The following is a 17006-nucleotide window of genomic DNA, read 5'->3' as shown; positions in this document are numbered from 1 at the left end:
GAATATGCTTGTTTATGTGCAATTCGCACAAATGAACTGTCATTTATGTTATATATATTCACATTATATTGATCTAGCACTGGAATTCAGTGTCTAAAAAGTGTTTTTTGGCCCACTCCAAATCAGCAGGCGTATCCACGTCAAATAAAGCCTGCTCATCCGCAGCCACTAAACAATACCCTTTGAATTGTGGCGAATGAAATAGTTTACGAGCTCCAGCATCACCCTGTAAGCCAAGCAAAGCAGCGAACATGGACCTTGATAAAACAGCAGGAGGCGTTAATGCGATTTCTTTCTCCTCTGTGTCATGTATTGCTGTCGCAACAAAATCCAGCTCAGGCCTCTCAGTCCAGTAACGGATCAGCTCTGCAATCATTTCAGCACAAATAAACGGCTGATCTGCCAAAGTGACCAATATGGCATCGGTAGCCGGCTCATCGCTTATGATCGCGTGAACGCCTTGTCTAATCGAATGGGACATGCCCATGGTTGATTCTGCGCATGAAACAATCGATAACGAAGGGCTTGCAGAAGAAATAGCGAAATCCGCTATCCCTTCTGCTGCAGCTATCCACTCACGTGAATCCTCCGTACTCACGACCACCTTTATGCTATTAAGAGGGCTGGTTAATAGAGCACGCAGTCCCAGACTTGCGAGCGGCTGGCCCTTCGCTAATTCGAGCGACTGCTTTCGAGTCCCCATGCGTTTGCTCTGTCCCGCTGCCAAATAAAGGGCTGAAATAAGCATCTCTCCCTCTCCCCTTCCGCTGACCCGCTTGACGTCCTGCGCGAATAGCAATCAATTCGGCAGCAATGCTAACCGCAATTTCATAAGGGCCGTCCGCACCAATAGACAGTCCGATCGGCGCTCTAACATTTGATGGAATTAAAAATGTCTCAAACAGCATGCGAATCCGTTTTTTCGAGCCTAATATTCCGAGATAAACAAGCGGAATCGGCAGTGCCAACCGAATCATATCCTTATCCCGCTGCAAATTGTGGCTGCAGACGATTAAATAGTCAGTGGAACGAAACTGAAGCTGCTCCGCGATTTGTTCAGGCGTACCTATAACGAAATCCGCCTCGGGAAAACGCTCCTTTGTACATAAAGCCGGCCGCCAATCCGTCATTACCACTTGAAATCCGATTTGTTTTACGAGCGAATAGATCGCCTCTGCATCCTTGCCCGCACCGAATAAAATCAGCCTTGGTCTTGGGCTTATCATGACGGAAAGCTGATTAGGGACATCATCCTTCTTATCTAAATAGGCAATGGCGAAATGACATTCCGATTCGGCATGAAGCGAATACTTGATTTCTTTTTCATCCCAGCTGCGCGCAAGCCTAACCGACTCTCCCGTTTCATTCCGTCTTTTCGCTTCGAGCAGCAGCTCTCGCAGCCGGCCCTCAACGGGCTCCAGCAATATCCGAAGCTCACCGCCGCAGCCGATTTCCTCTCCCCAAATCACATCCTCATCTGCATTCAAGTTATAGGTCATGCATTCAAATCGGCCCGACTCCCTTACCCTTATCGCCCTCTCTTGCAAATCATGCTCTAAGCAGCCTGGGCTAACCGAGCCAATTTGTATACCGCTCGCCGTAAACAGCATCGACGCACCTGTTTTGCGATAGGAATGCCCCTCAACGCAGAGGATCGTCGCAATTACGCTTTGATCATTGCCACCCTCTATCCATTCCAATATCTCATGCATATCCATTCGTTATTCCTCCCTAGGCATCAGCCCATATAAGGGTTGAATCCAACGCTTTGAACAAATCCTATACCTACAAACGTTCGATTAATCTGCGCAATGCGTGATCCGCTTCTTTTAGAACAATCTTTTTGTCAACCGTTCGCACCAGCTTGTTCTCCATCACAATTTGACCATCGATCAATACCGTATCCACATCGCCTCTCGTCGCCGCATAAACGACTCTCGAATACCAATCCGCGTCAAAGGACGGATAAACATGAAAATCCTCTAAATCAAGAAGCTGTAAATCCGCCAGCTTCCCTGGCTCGATGCTGCCAATTTCCTTCTCTAACCCAAGTACCTTGGCCCCTCCCATCGTCGCCATCCGAAGCACCGTTTTAGCGTTCATAATCGTAGGTCCATGTTTTACCTTTTGCATATAAGCGGTTAGACGCATCTCCTGGAACATATCTAAATTATTATTGCATGGCGCGCCATCCGCACCGATTCCGACATCAATGCCTTGTTCCAGCAGGAGCGGGATCTCTGCTACGCCTGAAGCAAGCTTCATATTAGAACCCGGGCAGTGGGTCACCTTAACGCCTCTCTCCCGGATGATTCTTTTCTCCTCTTCATCCAGCCATATACTATGCGCCAGTATCAAATTAGGTTTAGCCAACCCGATATGATCCAAATAAACTACATTCCGCATGCCGCGCTCTGCTTCTACCATTGCGATTTCGCCTACATTTTCCGATGCATGCGTATGCACCATAACACCGTACTTCGCAGAGAGATCACGAACGCCAATCAGCAGCTCTTCCGTGCAGGAAACAACGAACCTTGGACAAAAGGCATAGTGAATTCTTCCATTCTCCGCGCCATGCCATTTCTCCAACAAATCCACACTGTCTTGAAGCGATTTTTGCGTATTCTCCTGCAAGGGAAGCGGAACCTCCGAACCGTGATCCATCATGACCTTGCCTGAAAGTGCCCGAATCCCGCTTTCTTTAATGGCTTGGAAAGCCGATTCCGTGTGATGCACGGTTTCCATGTCCAAAATGGTCGTCGTACCGCTTCGAATCAACTCCCCGATTCCCAGCATGGCGGAGTAATAAACGGAATCCTCGCTGTGAGCAGCTTCAAGCGGCCAAATCTTCTCTTTAAGCCATTCAATCAACGAAAGATCATCCGCTCTGCCGCGGAATAGCGTTTGACAAAGATGAATATGCGTTTGAACGAATCCGGGAAGCAGCACTTTACCCCCAGCATCCAATATGCGATCCGCTGAGCTCACTTCCAGCCTTTCTCCCATTTGGACTATCCGGTTTCCTTCTATTAATACATCGCCAGTGAAAATATGCTCCTGTTCATTCATTGTCATCACGACGGCGTTCTGAATTAGTATGGTTGTCATGTTAACCCTCCTCAAGCCTATATAGCTGCTTCTGAATAACATATTCAACACAGTCGTTATGCACGCTATATTTCCATGTTGTAATCAAAAAACAAATAATCATAATATTCTGTCTATTTAGATTACGGATTCCCCATCAATTCCAAACAGCAAGGTAAAACGGAAGAACACTTGCGATATGTAAGATTATCTAACATCATAATGCAGAATCGATGGTTAGGCAAGACAGTATACAAAATATTTATAAACTTCAGGTTTTCTTCTCGCATATACCTGACATATATAACGTTTTTTCGCTATCAACATAAAAACAGCCAGCGAATCTCAGTCATTCGCTGGCTGTTTTTCCCAGACATGCAGGAATAATATGCTCGAAGATAAGACGCCTCGACCAAATGGCATCGTTTCGTTTCGTTATTTGTTTTCGAACGACAATGACAAGCTCATGCTGGGGAGCTGCAAGCAAATATTGACCGCCATGGCCAAAAGCAAAAAAACAATCGCACTGCCCGTTGTGGCTCTCGGGTGAATGCCACCAATGGTAGCCGTAACCGCCATAAATCGGCGGCTCATATTGCAGTAACCCGCGATGATGCAGCCTTGTTGATTCCTCTACCCACCCAGTCGAAAGAAGCTGACGATCTTCGCAGCAGCCATTTTGAACAAATAGGCTCCCGACCTTAGCGAGATCTTTTCCGTACAGATAAAGGCCGGTGCCGCCTTCGTTCACTCCTGCCCGTTCCATCCAGCGAGCCGCCTGAAAACCAAGGGGACCAAACAAATAATCCTTTGCAAAAGAAAGCGCCGACCTCCCTGTTGCTCTCGTGAGTATGACCGATAATAAATGCGACCCGCCTGAGTTATAAGCGAAAGCCATTCCTGGATCAGAGATAAGCGGCTGCTTAAACACAAATTGAACAGGATCTTCCGCTGCTTTAAAAGCCTTATAGGGCTTGTCAAAGTCCGGCCAATCAAAGCCCGGCGTCATGGTCAGCAGATGCTCGATTGTGATCTTTCCGAGCGAATCGCTGATCTCCGGTGGATGCTCCAGAAAATCGGTAATCGGTTGATCAACGCTTGAAATCAGTTGTTTATCGATTGCGATACCAATCAAAGCGGATAAAATGCTCTTCGTACAGGAATAAAGCGGACCGATTGAATCCTTTCCGCTATCAAACCATTCCCCAAGCAGCTCTGTTCCTTTTAACACAATGACCGATTTGATTTTTTTATCGGTAAACTGTTTGCAGTAAGAGTCCAGATCAATGGATTTCATAGGCAATATCGACCTTTCTAAGAAGCGTTTCTTTGCTGCTGTACGGCTTGTTTAAGCTTTGGCATCCTTAGAGAAACAATGACGACAAATACCGATAAAACGGCAACCCAGAAGAAAATCGTATGTAGACTTCCAGCAAGAACGGTTGGTTCAATCCGATCTGCACTTCCTGTTTGCAACAGCAAGCCAAATATCGTTATTCCAATCGTTTGACCCAGTGTACGGATGAAATTATTGCTTGCAACAGCCGAACCGCGCAGCTCCCATTCAACAGCTGAAGAAACGGCAACGGTTAATGAGGTCAGCGACAATCCAAAGGACAGACCTGCCATAAACGTATACGCGATAAATAAAACATTCGGGGTATCAGCTGTCATGAAAGAAAATCCAATGCTGCTTGCTAGCAGGAAACATGCCCCTGCAACAGAGATGTAGCGCAGACCTTTTTTGGATATCCAATTTCCTGCTAATATCGAGCCTAACGGCCAGGCAATCGAAAGCGGAATCATGGCGAGACCCGAATAAGTAGCCGGCTTGCCATATACCCCTTGAATCCATAGCGGCAGATAAAAAATAACGACGACATTTATGACACATAATAAAAAACTGTCAATATTGGCCATTCTGATGATTCTATTCCGGAAAAGCTGAAATGGAATAATCGGCTCAGGCGACCGTTTTTCGATTCGGGCAAAGAGGATGAAAAAAACAATGGAAATGGCAAGTAGCAAGACAATCAATCCGAGAGCGCTTGTACCGCTTCCTTCCTCGTTACGAATAAGCGTCATAGCATATAAGAAGCAGAACATCGCGATCGTAAAGGTGATAATACCCGGAAAATCGATATGTCTTTTTTTCTTCTCCAATGCTTCCCGAAGTGAAGTAGATAATAAATAAATAGCCACGATACCAAACGGAAGGTTCATATAAAATATAGCCCGCCAGGATATATAGTCCACTAATAATCCGCCAAACAGAGGACCGGAGATACCTGCTATTCCCCAAATGCTTGACATCCAGCCCTGCACTTTAGCTCGCTGCTCAAAGGAATACAAATCCCCGATAATCGTATAGGGTATAGTCGTTAGCGCCCCTGCGCCTAAGCCTTGAAGTGCCCGAAACCATATTAACTGGTTCATCGTTTGTGCCACACCCGATAGCATCGAGCCGGCAAGAAAAATTAACGCTCCAATGATAAACATTGTTTTACGTCCATACAAATCGGACAGCTTACCGTACACTGGCGTTGTTATGACCGTTGCCAGCAAGTAAATCGAAATAATCCAGCTGTATTGCTGAATGCCTTGAAGCTCACCCGTGATGCTGGGCATTGCCGTACTGACGATCGTACCCTCGATGGCAGCCAGAAATGTGGCAACGAATAAGGCGATCGTTACTTTCTTCCGAGTTTGATTCGCGTTCATTGTTCCTCCTTACAGTAACTTGCAAATAGGAGCCAGATTAAAACCGAAGATGACCTATTCTATTATGATCGCTGTAAGCTCGAAATATCAACTTTTTATTCCGATTAAGATGTTCTTGGAACAGCATCCATCTTCCATTGTAAGCAGACCCTGGTACAAAGCCGCAAGAGATAAGGCTGCCGTTCGATCTCTGACAATTTCCAAAAATCCCGATCAGTGAACAGTTGGCATAGAACATGCTCCGCCGCTTTGCTTGCTGCTTGTTCATCTATTAACAGCGTCACGCATAATGTATAACTTAGCGATTCATATCGCCTTAACGCCAACACCTTTTGCCCGAAATCAAACATGAGAATAGCCGCCCCTTCATACACATAAACCTATTCCCTATTGTATCTGCTCCGTTTATGTAATTAGTTACGAAATGGTTAAATTTGAATCCTTTCGTCACGATGTACGTATGAATGGTATCCTTTCGGATGCGGATATGTTAACATATTTGAAGTGAATTATTATGAATTCTATTTTTTGGAAGGTTAGGATGTTGCGTAATGTATGATCTATTATTAAATATAATTGAAGAAATCGGATATTTTGCCTTATTTCTCGTCTTATGTCTCGGGTTAATCGGCTTACCTATACCCAACGAAGCAGTCGTGATGACCGGCGGCGCATTAGCGGAATCGGGCGTTTTATTGCCAATACCTGCATTTATCATGACTTGCCTCGGCATCTGTTCTGCAATGACATTCGGATACAGCATCGGAAGATTTGCTGGCAGCAAATTATCCAACTGGTTTAGCAGCAAAAAAAACATAAGCAAGTTTGTAACCAAATCCGAACAGCTTAGCGAACGTTATGGTGGCTATGCCATTAGTCTCAGCCTTTGCCTTCCCTTTCTAAGGCATGTAACCCCCTATGTGATGGGGATGAATCGGATGAATTACAAACGATTTGCACTCTTTGCCTATCCTTCCGCGTTTGTCTGGACCCTGATCTACTTTATTATCGGTTCATTCGTAGGGGATCAGGTGCAAGCTCTCTCAGATCATATTTACAAATACGGCATTTGGATCGTTTATGCGCTGGCCGCTGCCGGTTTAAGCTTTGTTGTTTATCGATTTGTGAAAAGCAGGCAGCAAAAGAATCAGGTTGAGCGGCCGATGTAGAATATTTTCCAACAAAAGAACCATCGCTAACGGGCGATGGTTCTTTTGTATGTCATTAACTATTTATCGAAAATAAAGATTCCAAGTGAAATGAAGAGCATTTCCGCGATGTAAGCGCTTAAACAAGGTTTCATAACGTGATTATCGTTCATCTATTGATGTATAATTACGCTCAGTGTGCATCGGCCCCGACTTTTCTGAGAGTGAAAAGTCATCTAGGAGATACATATACTCCAAACCATCTTCGCGTTTCAATTATTTTAAGGGAGGTTTCTTTGCTTTGCTTGAAAAACTAAAAAAATCATGGTTTTCGAATGTACGAGGCGATATTCTGGCAGGGATTACGGTAGCATTAGCTCTCATTCCAGAATCTATTTCCTTCTCGTTAATGGTAGGAGTCGGACCGATGGTTGGCTTATATGCCTCATTCTGCATCGCAGTCATTATTTCTATTGTCGGCGGCAGACCCGGCATGATCTCAGCAGCGACGGGTGCTATGGCTCTGTTAATGGTTTCGCTTGTCAAGGACCATGGCATCGAATATTTGTTTGCAGCGACAATTCTGGCAGGACTTTTGCAATATATAATGGGAGTTCTAAAGCTAGGACAGCTCATTTCGTTTGTGCCGCAGTCCGTCATGCTCGGCTTTGTCAACGCGCTGGGCATTTTAATCTTCACTACTCAGCTTGTTCATTTTGTAGGCGCGAGCTGGATTATGTATGCATTAGTTGCTTTGACATTAGTTATCATCTACACGCTGCCAAAGTTCACCAAGATCATACCTTCACCTCTTGCCGCGATCATTATCGTTTCCATCATCGCAGTAGCCATTGGAGCGGATCTCAAAACCGTTGGCGATAGAAGTCTAGTTGAAAGCACGCTGCCTATGTTCCACATTCCGGATATCCTATTCTCGTTTAAGACGCTGTGGATCATTTTGCCTTATTCCTTCTCATTATCTATTGTAGGCATATTAGAGTCGCTCTTGACTGCATCGGTGCTTGATGAAATGACCGATACAGGCAGTAATAAAAATAAAGAAGTTCGCGGTCAAGGCATAGCTAACATGGCGACCGGCTTTTTCGGCGGAATGGCCGGCTGCGCATTGATTGGTCAATCGGTTATCAACACCAAATCCGGAGGTCGTACAAGACTTTCAACACTAGTGGCGGGCGCCTTTTTATTTTTTCTAATTATGGCACTTAGTGATGTTGTCAATAAAATTCCGATGGCTGCCTTAGTAGGCGTCATGATCATGGTCTCGATCAGCACTTTCGATTGGAAATCCGTTTTCCAAATCCACAAGGTACCGCGAACCGACGCTATCATTATGATCGTTACGGTAATTATTGTATTAATTACGCATGATCTGTCGAAGGGGGTTTTTGCAGGCGTTGTGCTTAGTGCCTTTGTATTCGTCAGCAAAATGGCAAAAATACGTGTTTCTGCTGCTGCAAACAATTCCAGGACACGAACCTACAAAGTAACTGGTCAGTTGTTCTTCGGTACAACCAGCCGTTTCGTCTCCTTATTCGATTACCAAAATGATCCTAAGCATATCACACTGGACTTCAGCAGCTCGCATGTGTGGGATCAATCAGCTGTAACCGCGATCGCGAAGGTGAAAAGCAAATACGAGCAATTGAACAAACAGGTATCGTTCATTGGACTTAACGAAGAAAGCAAGCTGATCATTCGCAATTTAGGTTTAACGTCATCAGGCAGCCATTAATCAAAAAAAGCCCATGCATACACACTATTCATGTGTGATCGCATGGGCTTTTTAATGAAACGGCTATTCTGGTTTTTCAAGCTTTTCCTTTGCCGTATCGACAAGAAAATCAAACAGCTCGTCATCTTCTTCCAAAAGATCCTCAAGCGCTAGCAATTGCTCTTCCTTGCCTGATTCATGCAAGAAAAACAAGCCGTAGCCCCATTCTTTTCCTTTCTTACTGTGAAGAGCTATTTCGTACTCATTCACGTGGCCTTCTACCCCGAAATGCACCTTGCCAATATAACCGTCTTCCTTTGAATAAGTCATCGATGCTTCTAATACGTTGATGTTAATCACTTTCAATCTTCCTTCCTGTTCGTTCGTTACGGTGTCAGTTGATTAATTTGGTTGAGCAGCTCATTGATTTTGTTGATCGTATCCGGAATTCCCGTTGATTCGAATACAGCTCTTCCCTGCTCGATATTGGTGAGAGCTTGATCAATCCCTTTTTGCAGCGACGCATTATATTCGGCAATTGACTGATGGAGCTCCTTGGCATAATCAGGCACCTGCAGTCCCTCATAATGAATGACCTGTTCCTTCAGCGCAACGAGCTGCTCTTTCAGATTAGTTCTTGCATCAAGATCATTCACAGCTTGTGCCGCAAGTGTATTCATATCTTGTCCGAAGTCCGTCAGCGTTTGCAGGTAATTCGTCGTTTCCGTTGCAAAATTTACCGTTTGACCTACTTCTTCAATCATACCACAGCCTGCTGTCAGAAGCATTATAGAGAGCATTAACATCGTTATACTACGCTTTATCATAAAATCCCTCCTCGTTAAAATCGTCCCGAACCCGAGATGAACGCCTATCTTTGATCATGCATACATTACTATACGAGTTCAGCAAATGCTGGTTTCGTGTATCTCACAAGGAGATGATCGGGATGGACATTCAATTAACGGCTCTGCATTGGGTTTATTTGGGCTTCATCATCGCTATTATCGGTTTCATGCTGATGCGCCGCGATACGACGTTAATCTGTATTGCGGGCATATTAGGCATCGGTATACTTGCAACGACTTCAGCCAGCGGTTCAGTAAGCGGAATTTTTAACAGCTTTATTTTCGCTATAAAAGAATTACTGGGAACGATTTTAATTATATCCATTATCGTGGCCATGAGTCGCATTCTCATCCGAACCGGAATAAACGAAATTATGATTTCTCCGTTCACCCGGTTTTTAAGAACGCCAGCACTAGCCTTCTGGGGAATCGGCTTGATCATGATGGTCACTTCATGGTTTTTCTGGCCTTCGCCGGCGGTCGCTCTCATCGGTGCCGTTTTGCTGCCGGTTGCATTACGCGTCGGTTTGCCTGCGCTGGGAGCAGCGGTTGCCATGAACTTGTTTGGACACGGCATCGCTTTATCAGGTGATTATATCATACAAGGCGCGCCTAAGCTCACGGCTGATGCCGCCGGCATTCCTGTCAGCTCAGTCATGCAAGCCAGCATTCCTTTAGTTATTGTCATGGGAGTCGTTACGACGGTGGCCGCGTATTGGATGATGCGGAGAGATCAGAAATCAGGCAAGTGGCGAAATGGGCTTGTCGTCTCGGCGGCAGAATCTACTCCATACTACGATCTTAGCTCGGTAGCTGACCGTTATGCGCTTTCTCTGCGCACGAAGCGTTGGTTAGCTGCTATTATACCAATCCTGTTCGCTTTAGATGTCGTAGCTATGTTCATCCTGGATCTTCAAGGCGGGGATGCTACTGCGCTTATCGGCGGAACAGCCATTATTATTATGCTGTTTATAACGATGCTTACACATCGCGGCAAAGGCTTCGAGAAAACAACGAGTTATTTAATAGAAGGCTTTCTATTTGGTTTTAAGGTTTTTGGTCCCGTTATCCCTATAGCCGCTTTTTTCTATTTGGGCGACTCTGGATTCCTTGCGATGTTCGGCGAGAAACTTCCTGAAGCATCGCATGGAATCGTTAACGATCTAGGTATTGCTCTTGCGCATGTCGTTCCTGTGAATGGCGTCGTAGGCTCTATTACGTTGACTCTTGTAGGCGCTGTGACCGGTTTAGACGGCTCCGGCTTCTCAGGCATTTCATTAGCTGGCTCGATTGCACAGCTATTCGGCCATGCTATCGGCTCCGGCATTTCCACTTTAACGGCTCTCGGCCAAGTAGCAGCAATTTGGGTTGGCGGCGGCACGATTATTCCTTGGGCGCTCATTCCTGCTGCTGCCATCTGCGGCGTTGATCCCTTCGAACTCGCTCGCCGTAACTTGAAGCCTGTGTTCATTGGACTATGCGTAACAACGATTGTTGCTATGTTCTTGATTTAATTTGTTTTCGTTTGCAGAAAAAAAGAATGATAATTGCCAAAGCCGCAGCCGCTCCTATAGAAAGGAAGAACAAACCTGAATTTGAATCCTTAACAACTTGCTCGACACGATCTGGCTGTGGAGGCAATGAACCGCTTCCCAGCAGCTCAATATGCTCGCCCGCATCACTGAGCAGAACCGTTGCACTGCAGCTTGCTACTAGCGATTTTCCGGTTGCTGTCGCATACACCAAGTAGCGCTCACCTTCTTTAAAGGCAAAACCGCAGCTATCTTCCGCATCAGCGGTCAGCACTTCAATGGATGGCGCTACATGGCCCTTCCATACTTCGTTCACTTGAAAGCTTGCTTTGATCGTTTTACCATCCGATCGGAATACAGAAAGCGAAGATGCCTTTACCGATGTTGCCGTTCCTTCAAATACGGCATCGCTGCTGCTTTTGTTCTCTAGCACAGCATCCGATTTTACGCATATACATGCATTTGCAGCCGTAGGGAATGAAAAAAGGCCAGTCGTGCTCAATACTAAAATTAAAGCGATGCACATCCAAATCTTCTTGTTAGCCATTCATAATCCCCCGAATTCTCTCTATAATAGGTTTTTTAGCCTTTAAAATAAGACGTTTATATATGGGAAAAAGTTGCAAGGATGGAAATGAAAAAGGCAATTTCTAATGAAGCCGATGCTTCGTCAGAAACTGCCTTTCTTTTCTTACCCTTTTAAAGTCTGCTTAGACTCTTCCACGAGCTCGGCTTTTGCAGGCCAGAAAGCTTTTTTACCAAGCAATGTCGTGATCGCAGGAACTAAGAATGGACGGACAATGAAGGTATCCATTAGAACCCCAATCGCTGTTATTAAACCGAATTGGACGAGCACTTGGATCGGAAGTGACGCAAGCACGGCGAAAGTAGCTGCAAGAATAAGACCTGCTGAGGTGATGACACCGCCTGTTTCACTTACGCCCTCTTTTATCGCCTGCTTCAATGGCATCGTTTTGCGTTTTTGCCAAATGCTTGAGATCATGAAAATATTATAATCTTCTCCTAGCGCAATCAGGAAAACAAACGAATAAAGCGGAATTGCTCCTTGTATGGCGTCAACGCCCATAAAGTAATGCAGAATAATCCAGCCTAAGCCAAGCGCTGCTGCATAAGAAAGCAATACGGTGCCAATCAAGTAAAGCGTTGCTGTTATCGATCGTAGGTAAGCAAGCAGCAATACCATGATGAGACCAATAACTAATGGAATAATGACTAGGTTATCGCGATCAGTCAGCGCTTTAGAATCGAACTGTGCTGCCGTCTGTCCGCCAATCCAAACCTTTTGTACAGCATCCTTTGCCTTCGCATCTTCGAGCGCCTTAACTGCCGCTTCTTTAAGCAGCGGAATCGTGTCCATCGCTTCTTGAGAGTAGGGGTTCGTGTTCAGGATAACGGAATATGAAAGCAGATTCGGATCATCCACGCTTTGCTTTGGTTCTAGAACATGATCGACAAGCGGAACGGCGGCCAGCTTCTCTGCTAAATCAGAAGCCGCACCGTCGGTTTGTGCAACGACAGTAATCGGGGCCAAATCGCCTGGCGCATACGTCTTGGAGATGACTTCGAAGCCTTCTCTTGATGGCATGTCTTCCGGGAAGGAGGATAACAGATCATAAGTGAATTTAATCTGGCTCGAGAAGCTTGCTAAAATACCAAGGATCAATACGGATGTAATGACCACCATCCAAGGCTTCGCAATTACCAGGCTGCCAATTTTGGAACCCAGCTTTTTCTCTGGATTAGGCTTAAGATAGGTTTTCCCTTTTTCCCCTACGCGTACATGCTCTATAAATTCCGTGCGCGGGATAAACGGGAAGAACGAGGCTCTGCCAATGATGGCAAGCAAAGCAGGTAGCAATGTTAAGCTTGCAATACCCATAATGAGTATGGACAAGCTAAAAGGTACGGCAAAACGATCGTAAACGCCATATTGTGCTGCCAGCAGGGCCAGTAAAGAAAGCACGACCGTAAACCCGCTCATCGCAATGGCACCCGATGCGTCCTTGAAGGAACGCTTCAGCGCAATTAATTTGTCGTTCTCGCGTGTTAGCTCCTGACGGAAATGTGAGATGAAAAACAAACAATAATCCGTGCCTGCACCGAACAAAAGCACCGTCATGATGGAAATTGCCTGCGCATCTACTGTTATCCAGCCCTCGCCTGCCATCCAGCCAAGTATTGGGCTCGTAACCGCATACGCGAAGCCGACACCGATAAGCGGGATTATAGCGAGAATAGGCGAACGGTAAATTAGTAGCAGCAGTACAAGAACGATTAGGACGGTTGCGATAAGAAGCGAAACATCCGCTCCTTTGAACAAATCAGTAGCATCCACGGAAATGCCCGCCGGACCGCTCACGCGCACGCTTAGCTCTGATGAATCGTCGACAGCTGTCTCAAAAGGTTTCTTACCCGAAGCGTCGCTGATTACCCTTTCTATTTCTTCGATATTTTCTTTCAAAATTTCAGTTTCTGTCTGTTCACCGAATGAAATCGGCTGCACGAGTGTTGTACCACCCTTAGAAGCGAATGCCTTCAAAGCAGGCAACGGCATCTGATGGAGCGGGATTACCTCGCCCTGCGCATCCAACGGATTTTCTATAACATGCTGCGTTGTTTTCTGAATGAGGCTGTAATCTTCATCTGTTAAACCTCCCTCGCGATGCCAGACGACTAAAGCCGGTATACCAGATGAGCTGGGGAATTTTTCTTTAATGAGCTGATCTGCAAGTACTGACGGGCTGTCCGATTTAAGATTAGGAACATTACTCTGTTCTTTCTCGCCTACAGCAGGAAGAAACACACTGAGAAGCGCAGCGAGTATAATCCAAGCGATTAACGTTACCCATCGCGTACGGGGCCCAGCGATCATTCCGGCAAATTTTTCAATCATATTTCAAATCCTCCATTTCACATATAACCTGTTTTAGTTTAAAATTAAAACAAGCGGTTAATTAATTATATATACCCGAAGGTTAATTAATCATTCGATATATATTACAATTTTATGAATGGAGGTCATGGCCATGAGCGATGAGCAAATAAAACGCAAGCCAGGCCGCCCTAAAGGCACAGGTTCAATTCAGACAATGCAGCAAATATTGCGCACCGCTGCTTATCTATTTATGGATCAAGGGTTTGAGAAAGTATCCTTGGAGGGCGTTGCTCAAGCTTGCGGAATTACGAAAGCCAGCGTTTATTATTATTTTAATAATAAAAGCATCTTGTTTACAGAATGTCTTCAGTTTGTACTGAAAATGGCGCATGATCAAACCGCAATGCTTGTCCAGAACGAGGGATCGCTCAAGGATCGATTGCTGCAGGTCGCAGAGCGTCATATGAACAATGCGCATGTAGAATTCGAAACGATGATGCGCGAAGCCTCCACTGGCTTATCCGAGGAGCAAATTGCGAGTATTCGAACCAGTGAGAGCGCCATACACGAGTTGGTCAGCTCTGTGTTTAAAAAAGCCATGGATGAAGGCGAAATCGTTCAAAGCGATCCGCTGCTGCTTGCTTATGTCTTTACAGCCATGCTGACCGTACGAAATCGCAAAGAAATTATTAATAACAAAAAAACAGTGGAACAAGCAGCGGCCGAAATCGTAGAATTACTGTGGACTGGTTTAGTGCCGCGTTAGAATGACCATTAGATGGAGGTAATCAGATGTTAAAAACCGCATTAGGCCGACTGCGCGTAGTCGGATTCTATGAAGGGATATCCTTTCTAGTGCTGCTCCTTATCGCGATGCCGCTCAAATATTGGGCGGATATTCCACAGGTTGTAACCGTTGTCGGCGGCTTGCACGGGATATTATTTGTCCTTTATTTACTAGCCGTTTTGCATGTATGGATCACACATCGTTGGTCCATCATTAAGGTTGCTGCCGCGTTTATAGCTGCCTTCCTTCCCTTCGGTACGTTTGTACTCGATAAGAAGCTGCTGCGCAACCAAGCTTAAACGAAAAAAAGCTATTCCAATACCAAGGAATAGCTTTTTTTCGTTTTCCAATTGACTCACTGCAGCTTTAGTATGGATTTCAAATTATCGTGAATGTTTGCGATTTCCTTCTCTATATACGAACAAGAAGACCAAGGCTTGTGCCCGGTCTTCTTGTTCTGTTTATTTATAAGCTAATGATCGTTTAATTATGGAATTCCTGACCGTCATGAACGGCTTTAACATAACCCGCGCGGATAACAAAATCCCCGAAATGCTCGCCAGACTCACGTTCCTTCGCGTACTGGTTAATCATAGGCTTTAACGTATCCAAAATCTCGGTTTCGCCGATATTTTCGCGATAAAGCTTATTCAAACGCTCACCCGCAAAACCTGCGCCTAAATACATGTTGTATTTGCCGACAGCTTTGCCGATAAATGAGATTTCACCCAATGCCGGTCTTGCACAGCCGTTCGGGCAGCCAGTCATCCGAATGTTAATTTCTTGGTCGCGAAGACCGGCTTCATTAATAATCGGCTCAAGCTTATCAATTAGAGTCGGCAAGTAACGTTCAGCCTCCGCCATTGCAAGTCCGCATGTCGGCAGCGATACACAGGATATAGAGCTTCTGCGAAGTGCAGAATGCTGAGCGCCATCGGTAAGTCCGTATTGCTCAATCAATTCCGTGATTTTGCGTTTTTTCTGGCTCGTTACGTTACCGATGATGAGATTTTGGTTTGGCGTAATACGGAAATCACCCGTGTGAACTTTTGCGATTTCGCGCAAGCCAGTCATAAGAGGATAGCCCTCTTGATCATCGATGCGTCCGCTTTGAATATACAACGTCAAATTCCATTTGCCGTTGCTGCCCTTCAACCAGCCATAACGGTCGCCGCTATTATCGAATTGAAAAGGACGAACATCCTCAAGCTGCCAGCCTAGTCTGTTTTGAAGTTCTGTTTTGAACCAATCAATGCCATGACGGTCGATTGTATATTTAAATCTTGCATTTTTACGAATGGAGCGGTTTCCGTAATCGCGTTGGATCATAACCGTTTTCTCTGCCAAAGCTACGATACGCTCAGGCGGACAGAAACCAATTACTTTACCAAGCTGCGGATAAGTTGCCGTATCGCCGTGGGTCATCCCCATGCCGCCGCCAACCGAAATGTTAAAGCCTTTCAGCTTGCCGTCTTCAACGACAGCGATATATCCGATATCCTGCGAGAACACATCAACATCGTTATGAGGTGGAATCGCGAAACCGATTTTAAACTTACGAGGCAGGTAAACCGGACCATAGATAGGCTCAACTTCGCCTTCTTGCTGTCCGTCTATGACCTTCTCGCCGTCAAGCCAAATCTCATGGTAAGCGCGAGTGCGCGGCGCCAAATGATCATTCACCTGACGTGCCCAGTAGCTGACCTCGTCATGAACATCTGATTGAAACGGGTTCGGGCTGCACATTACGTTACGATTTACATCGCCACAGGCTGCTAAAGTTGTCATCAGCTCACTGTTGATTTTCTGAAGCGTAGGCTTCAGGTTCCATTTCAAGATGCCGTGCATCTGAAAGGTTTGGCGAGTTGTCAAACGAAGCGTGCCGTTACCGTACTTATGTGCTAAACCATCCATTGCAAGCCATTGCTCAGAAGTTGCTACGCCGCTAGGCAAAACAACCCGAATCATGAATTGGAATGCAGGCTCCAGCTTCTGGCGTTCACGCTCGGTGCGCAAATCCCTGTCATCCTGCATGTAGCTCCCGTGAAACTTCAACAACCGATTGTCGTCCTCCGGCAATCCGCCCGTAATCGGGTTTCTTAACGTATCAACCAATGCTCCGCGCAGGTAATTACTTTCGATCTTAATATGTTCAACTTCACTTGGCGGCCCACCGATAGGCTTTACCAATTGCTCTTTTGCCATTGTTGCTGTCTCCTCTCGCGATCATTCACGAACTCTTGCTGATTAAT

15 protein-coding genes are annotated in these 17006 nt (G+C 45.6%); 5 read left to right on the top strand and 10 right to left on the bottom strand.

The features are described 5' to 3' along the window. Positions 1 to 73 precede the first annotated feature (73 nt). From RCO25_RS12425 to RCO25_RS12405, 5 genes are all read right to left on the bottom strand, one after another. Complete coding sequence (locus tag RCO25_RS12425; RefSeq protein WP_308996467.1) at positions 74 to 703, bottom strand: nucleotidyltransferase family protein; 630 nt, start codon at positions 701 to 703, stop codon at positions 74 to 76. Continuing rightward, positions 615 to 1718, bottom strand: coding sequence for an XdhC family protein (locus RCO25_RS12420; protein ID WP_308996466.1), 1104 nt, complete (start codon positions 1716 to 1718; stop codon positions 615 to 617). Before RCO25_RS12420 ends, RCO25_RS12425 begins: the two co-directional genes overlap by 89 nt. A gap of 67 nt (positions 1719 to 1785) precedes the next feature. Further along, positions 1786 to 3111: a 5'-deoxyadenosine deaminase gene (locus RCO25_RS12415; protein WP_308996465.1), complete on the bottom strand. Its 1326-nt coding sequence runs from the start codon at positions 3109 to 3111 to the stop codon at positions 1786 to 1788. Positions 3112 to 3439: 328 nt separating this feature from the next. After that, a complete protein-coding gene (locus RCO25_RS12410) occupies positions 3440 to 4387 on the bottom strand; it encodes a serine hydrolase domain-containing protein (protein ID WP_308996464.1) in 948 nt (315 codons plus the stop codon). A gap of 17 nt (positions 4388 to 4404) precedes the next feature. Next, positions 4405 to 5811, bottom strand: a complete 1407-nt coding sequence (locus RCO25_RS12405) for an MDR family MFS transporter (RefSeq protein WP_308996463.1) — start codon at positions 5809 to 5811, stop codon at positions 4405 to 4407. 551 nt (positions 5812 to 6362) lie between these two features. Between RCO25_RS12405 and RCO25_RS12400 the strand changes: the two genes are divergently transcribed. Together RCO25_RS12400 and RCO25_RS12395 are read left to right on the top strand one after the other, a co-directional pair. After that, entirely contained in the window at positions 6363 to 6980 is a 618-nt protein-coding gene (locus tag RCO25_RS12400; protein WP_308996462.1) for a DedA family protein, read from the top strand. A 280-nt stretch (positions 6981 to 7260) separates the two neighbouring features. Beyond that, complete coding sequence (locus RCO25_RS12395) at positions 7261 to 8712, top strand: SulP family inorganic anion transporter (protein ID WP_308996461.1); 1452 nt, start codon at positions 7261 to 7263, stop codon at positions 8710 to 8712. Positions 8713 to 8775: 63 nt separating this feature from the next. On the opposite strand, the gene RCO25_RS12390 is transcribed toward RCO25_RS12395, so the two are convergent. Then, on the bottom strand, positions 8776 to 9051 hold the full coding sequence (locus RCO25_RS12390) for a hypothetical protein (RefSeq protein WP_308996460.1): 276 nt from the start codon (positions 9049 to 9051) through the stop codon (positions 8776 to 8778). 26 nt (positions 9052 to 9077) lie between these two features. Further along, a complete protein-coding gene (locus RCO25_RS12385; RefSeq protein ID WP_308996459.1) occupies positions 9078 to 9518 on the bottom strand; it encodes a DUF6376 family protein in 441 nt (146 codons plus the stop codon). A gap of 122 nt (positions 9519 to 9640) precedes the next feature. Between RCO25_RS12385 and RCO25_RS12380 the strand changes: the two genes are divergently transcribed. Further along, positions 9641 to 11053 carry a hypothetical protein gene (locus tag RCO25_RS12380; RefSeq protein WP_308996458.1) on the top strand — a complete coding sequence of 471 codons (1413 nt, stop codon included), beginning with the start codon at positions 9641 to 9643 and terminating at the stop codon, positions 11051 to 11053. Here RCO25_RS12380 and RCO25_RS12375 read toward each other — a convergent pair. Beyond that, positions 11037 to 11618, bottom strand: coding sequence for a hypothetical protein (locus tag RCO25_RS12375; protein WP_308996457.1), 582 nt, complete (start codon positions 11616 to 11618; stop codon positions 11037 to 11039). The genes RCO25_RS12380 and RCO25_RS12375 overlap by 17 nt on opposite strands. Positions 11619 to 11762: 144 nt before the next feature. After that, positions 11763 to 13985 carry an MMPL family transporter gene (locus RCO25_RS12370; protein WP_308996456.1) on the bottom strand — a complete coding sequence of 741 codons (2223 nt, stop codon included), beginning with the start codon at positions 13983 to 13985 and terminating at the stop codon, positions 11763 to 11765. Positions 13986 to 14118: 133 nt separating this feature from the next. Here RCO25_RS12370 and RCO25_RS12365 point away from each other — a divergent pair, with 133 nt between their 5' ends. Together RCO25_RS12365 and RCO25_RS12360 are read left to right on the top strand one after the other, a co-directional pair. Further along, a complete protein-coding gene (locus RCO25_RS12365) occupies positions 14119 to 14733 on the top strand; it encodes a TetR/AcrR family transcriptional regulator (protein ID WP_308996455.1) in 615 nt (204 codons plus the stop codon). A gap of 26 nt (positions 14734 to 14759) precedes the next feature. Continuing rightward, a complete protein-coding gene (locus tag RCO25_RS12360) occupies positions 14760 to 15053 on the top strand; it encodes a DUF3817 domain-containing protein (protein ID WP_308996454.1) in 294 nt (97 codons plus the stop codon). Between the two features lie 184 nt (positions 15054 to 15237). Here RCO25_RS12360 and cysI read toward each other — a convergent pair whose 3' ends face one another. Next, positions 15238 to 16959, bottom strand: coding sequence for an assimilatory sulfite reductase (NADPH) hemoprotein subunit (cysI, locus tag RCO25_RS12355; RefSeq protein ID WP_308996453.1), 1722 nt, complete (start codon positions 16957 to 16959; stop codon positions 15238 to 15240). Between the last annotated feature and the right edge of the window lie 47 nt (positions 16960 to 17006).

This window comes from Paenibacillus sp. LHD-38 (assembly GCF_031157315.1).
Classification (GTDB): Bacteria; Bacillota; Bacilli; order Paenibacillales; family Paenibacillaceae; genus Pristimantibacillus.
The sequence above is the reverse complement of the archived record's forward strand: the minus strand, read 5'-3'. Positions and strand labels throughout refer to the sequence as shown.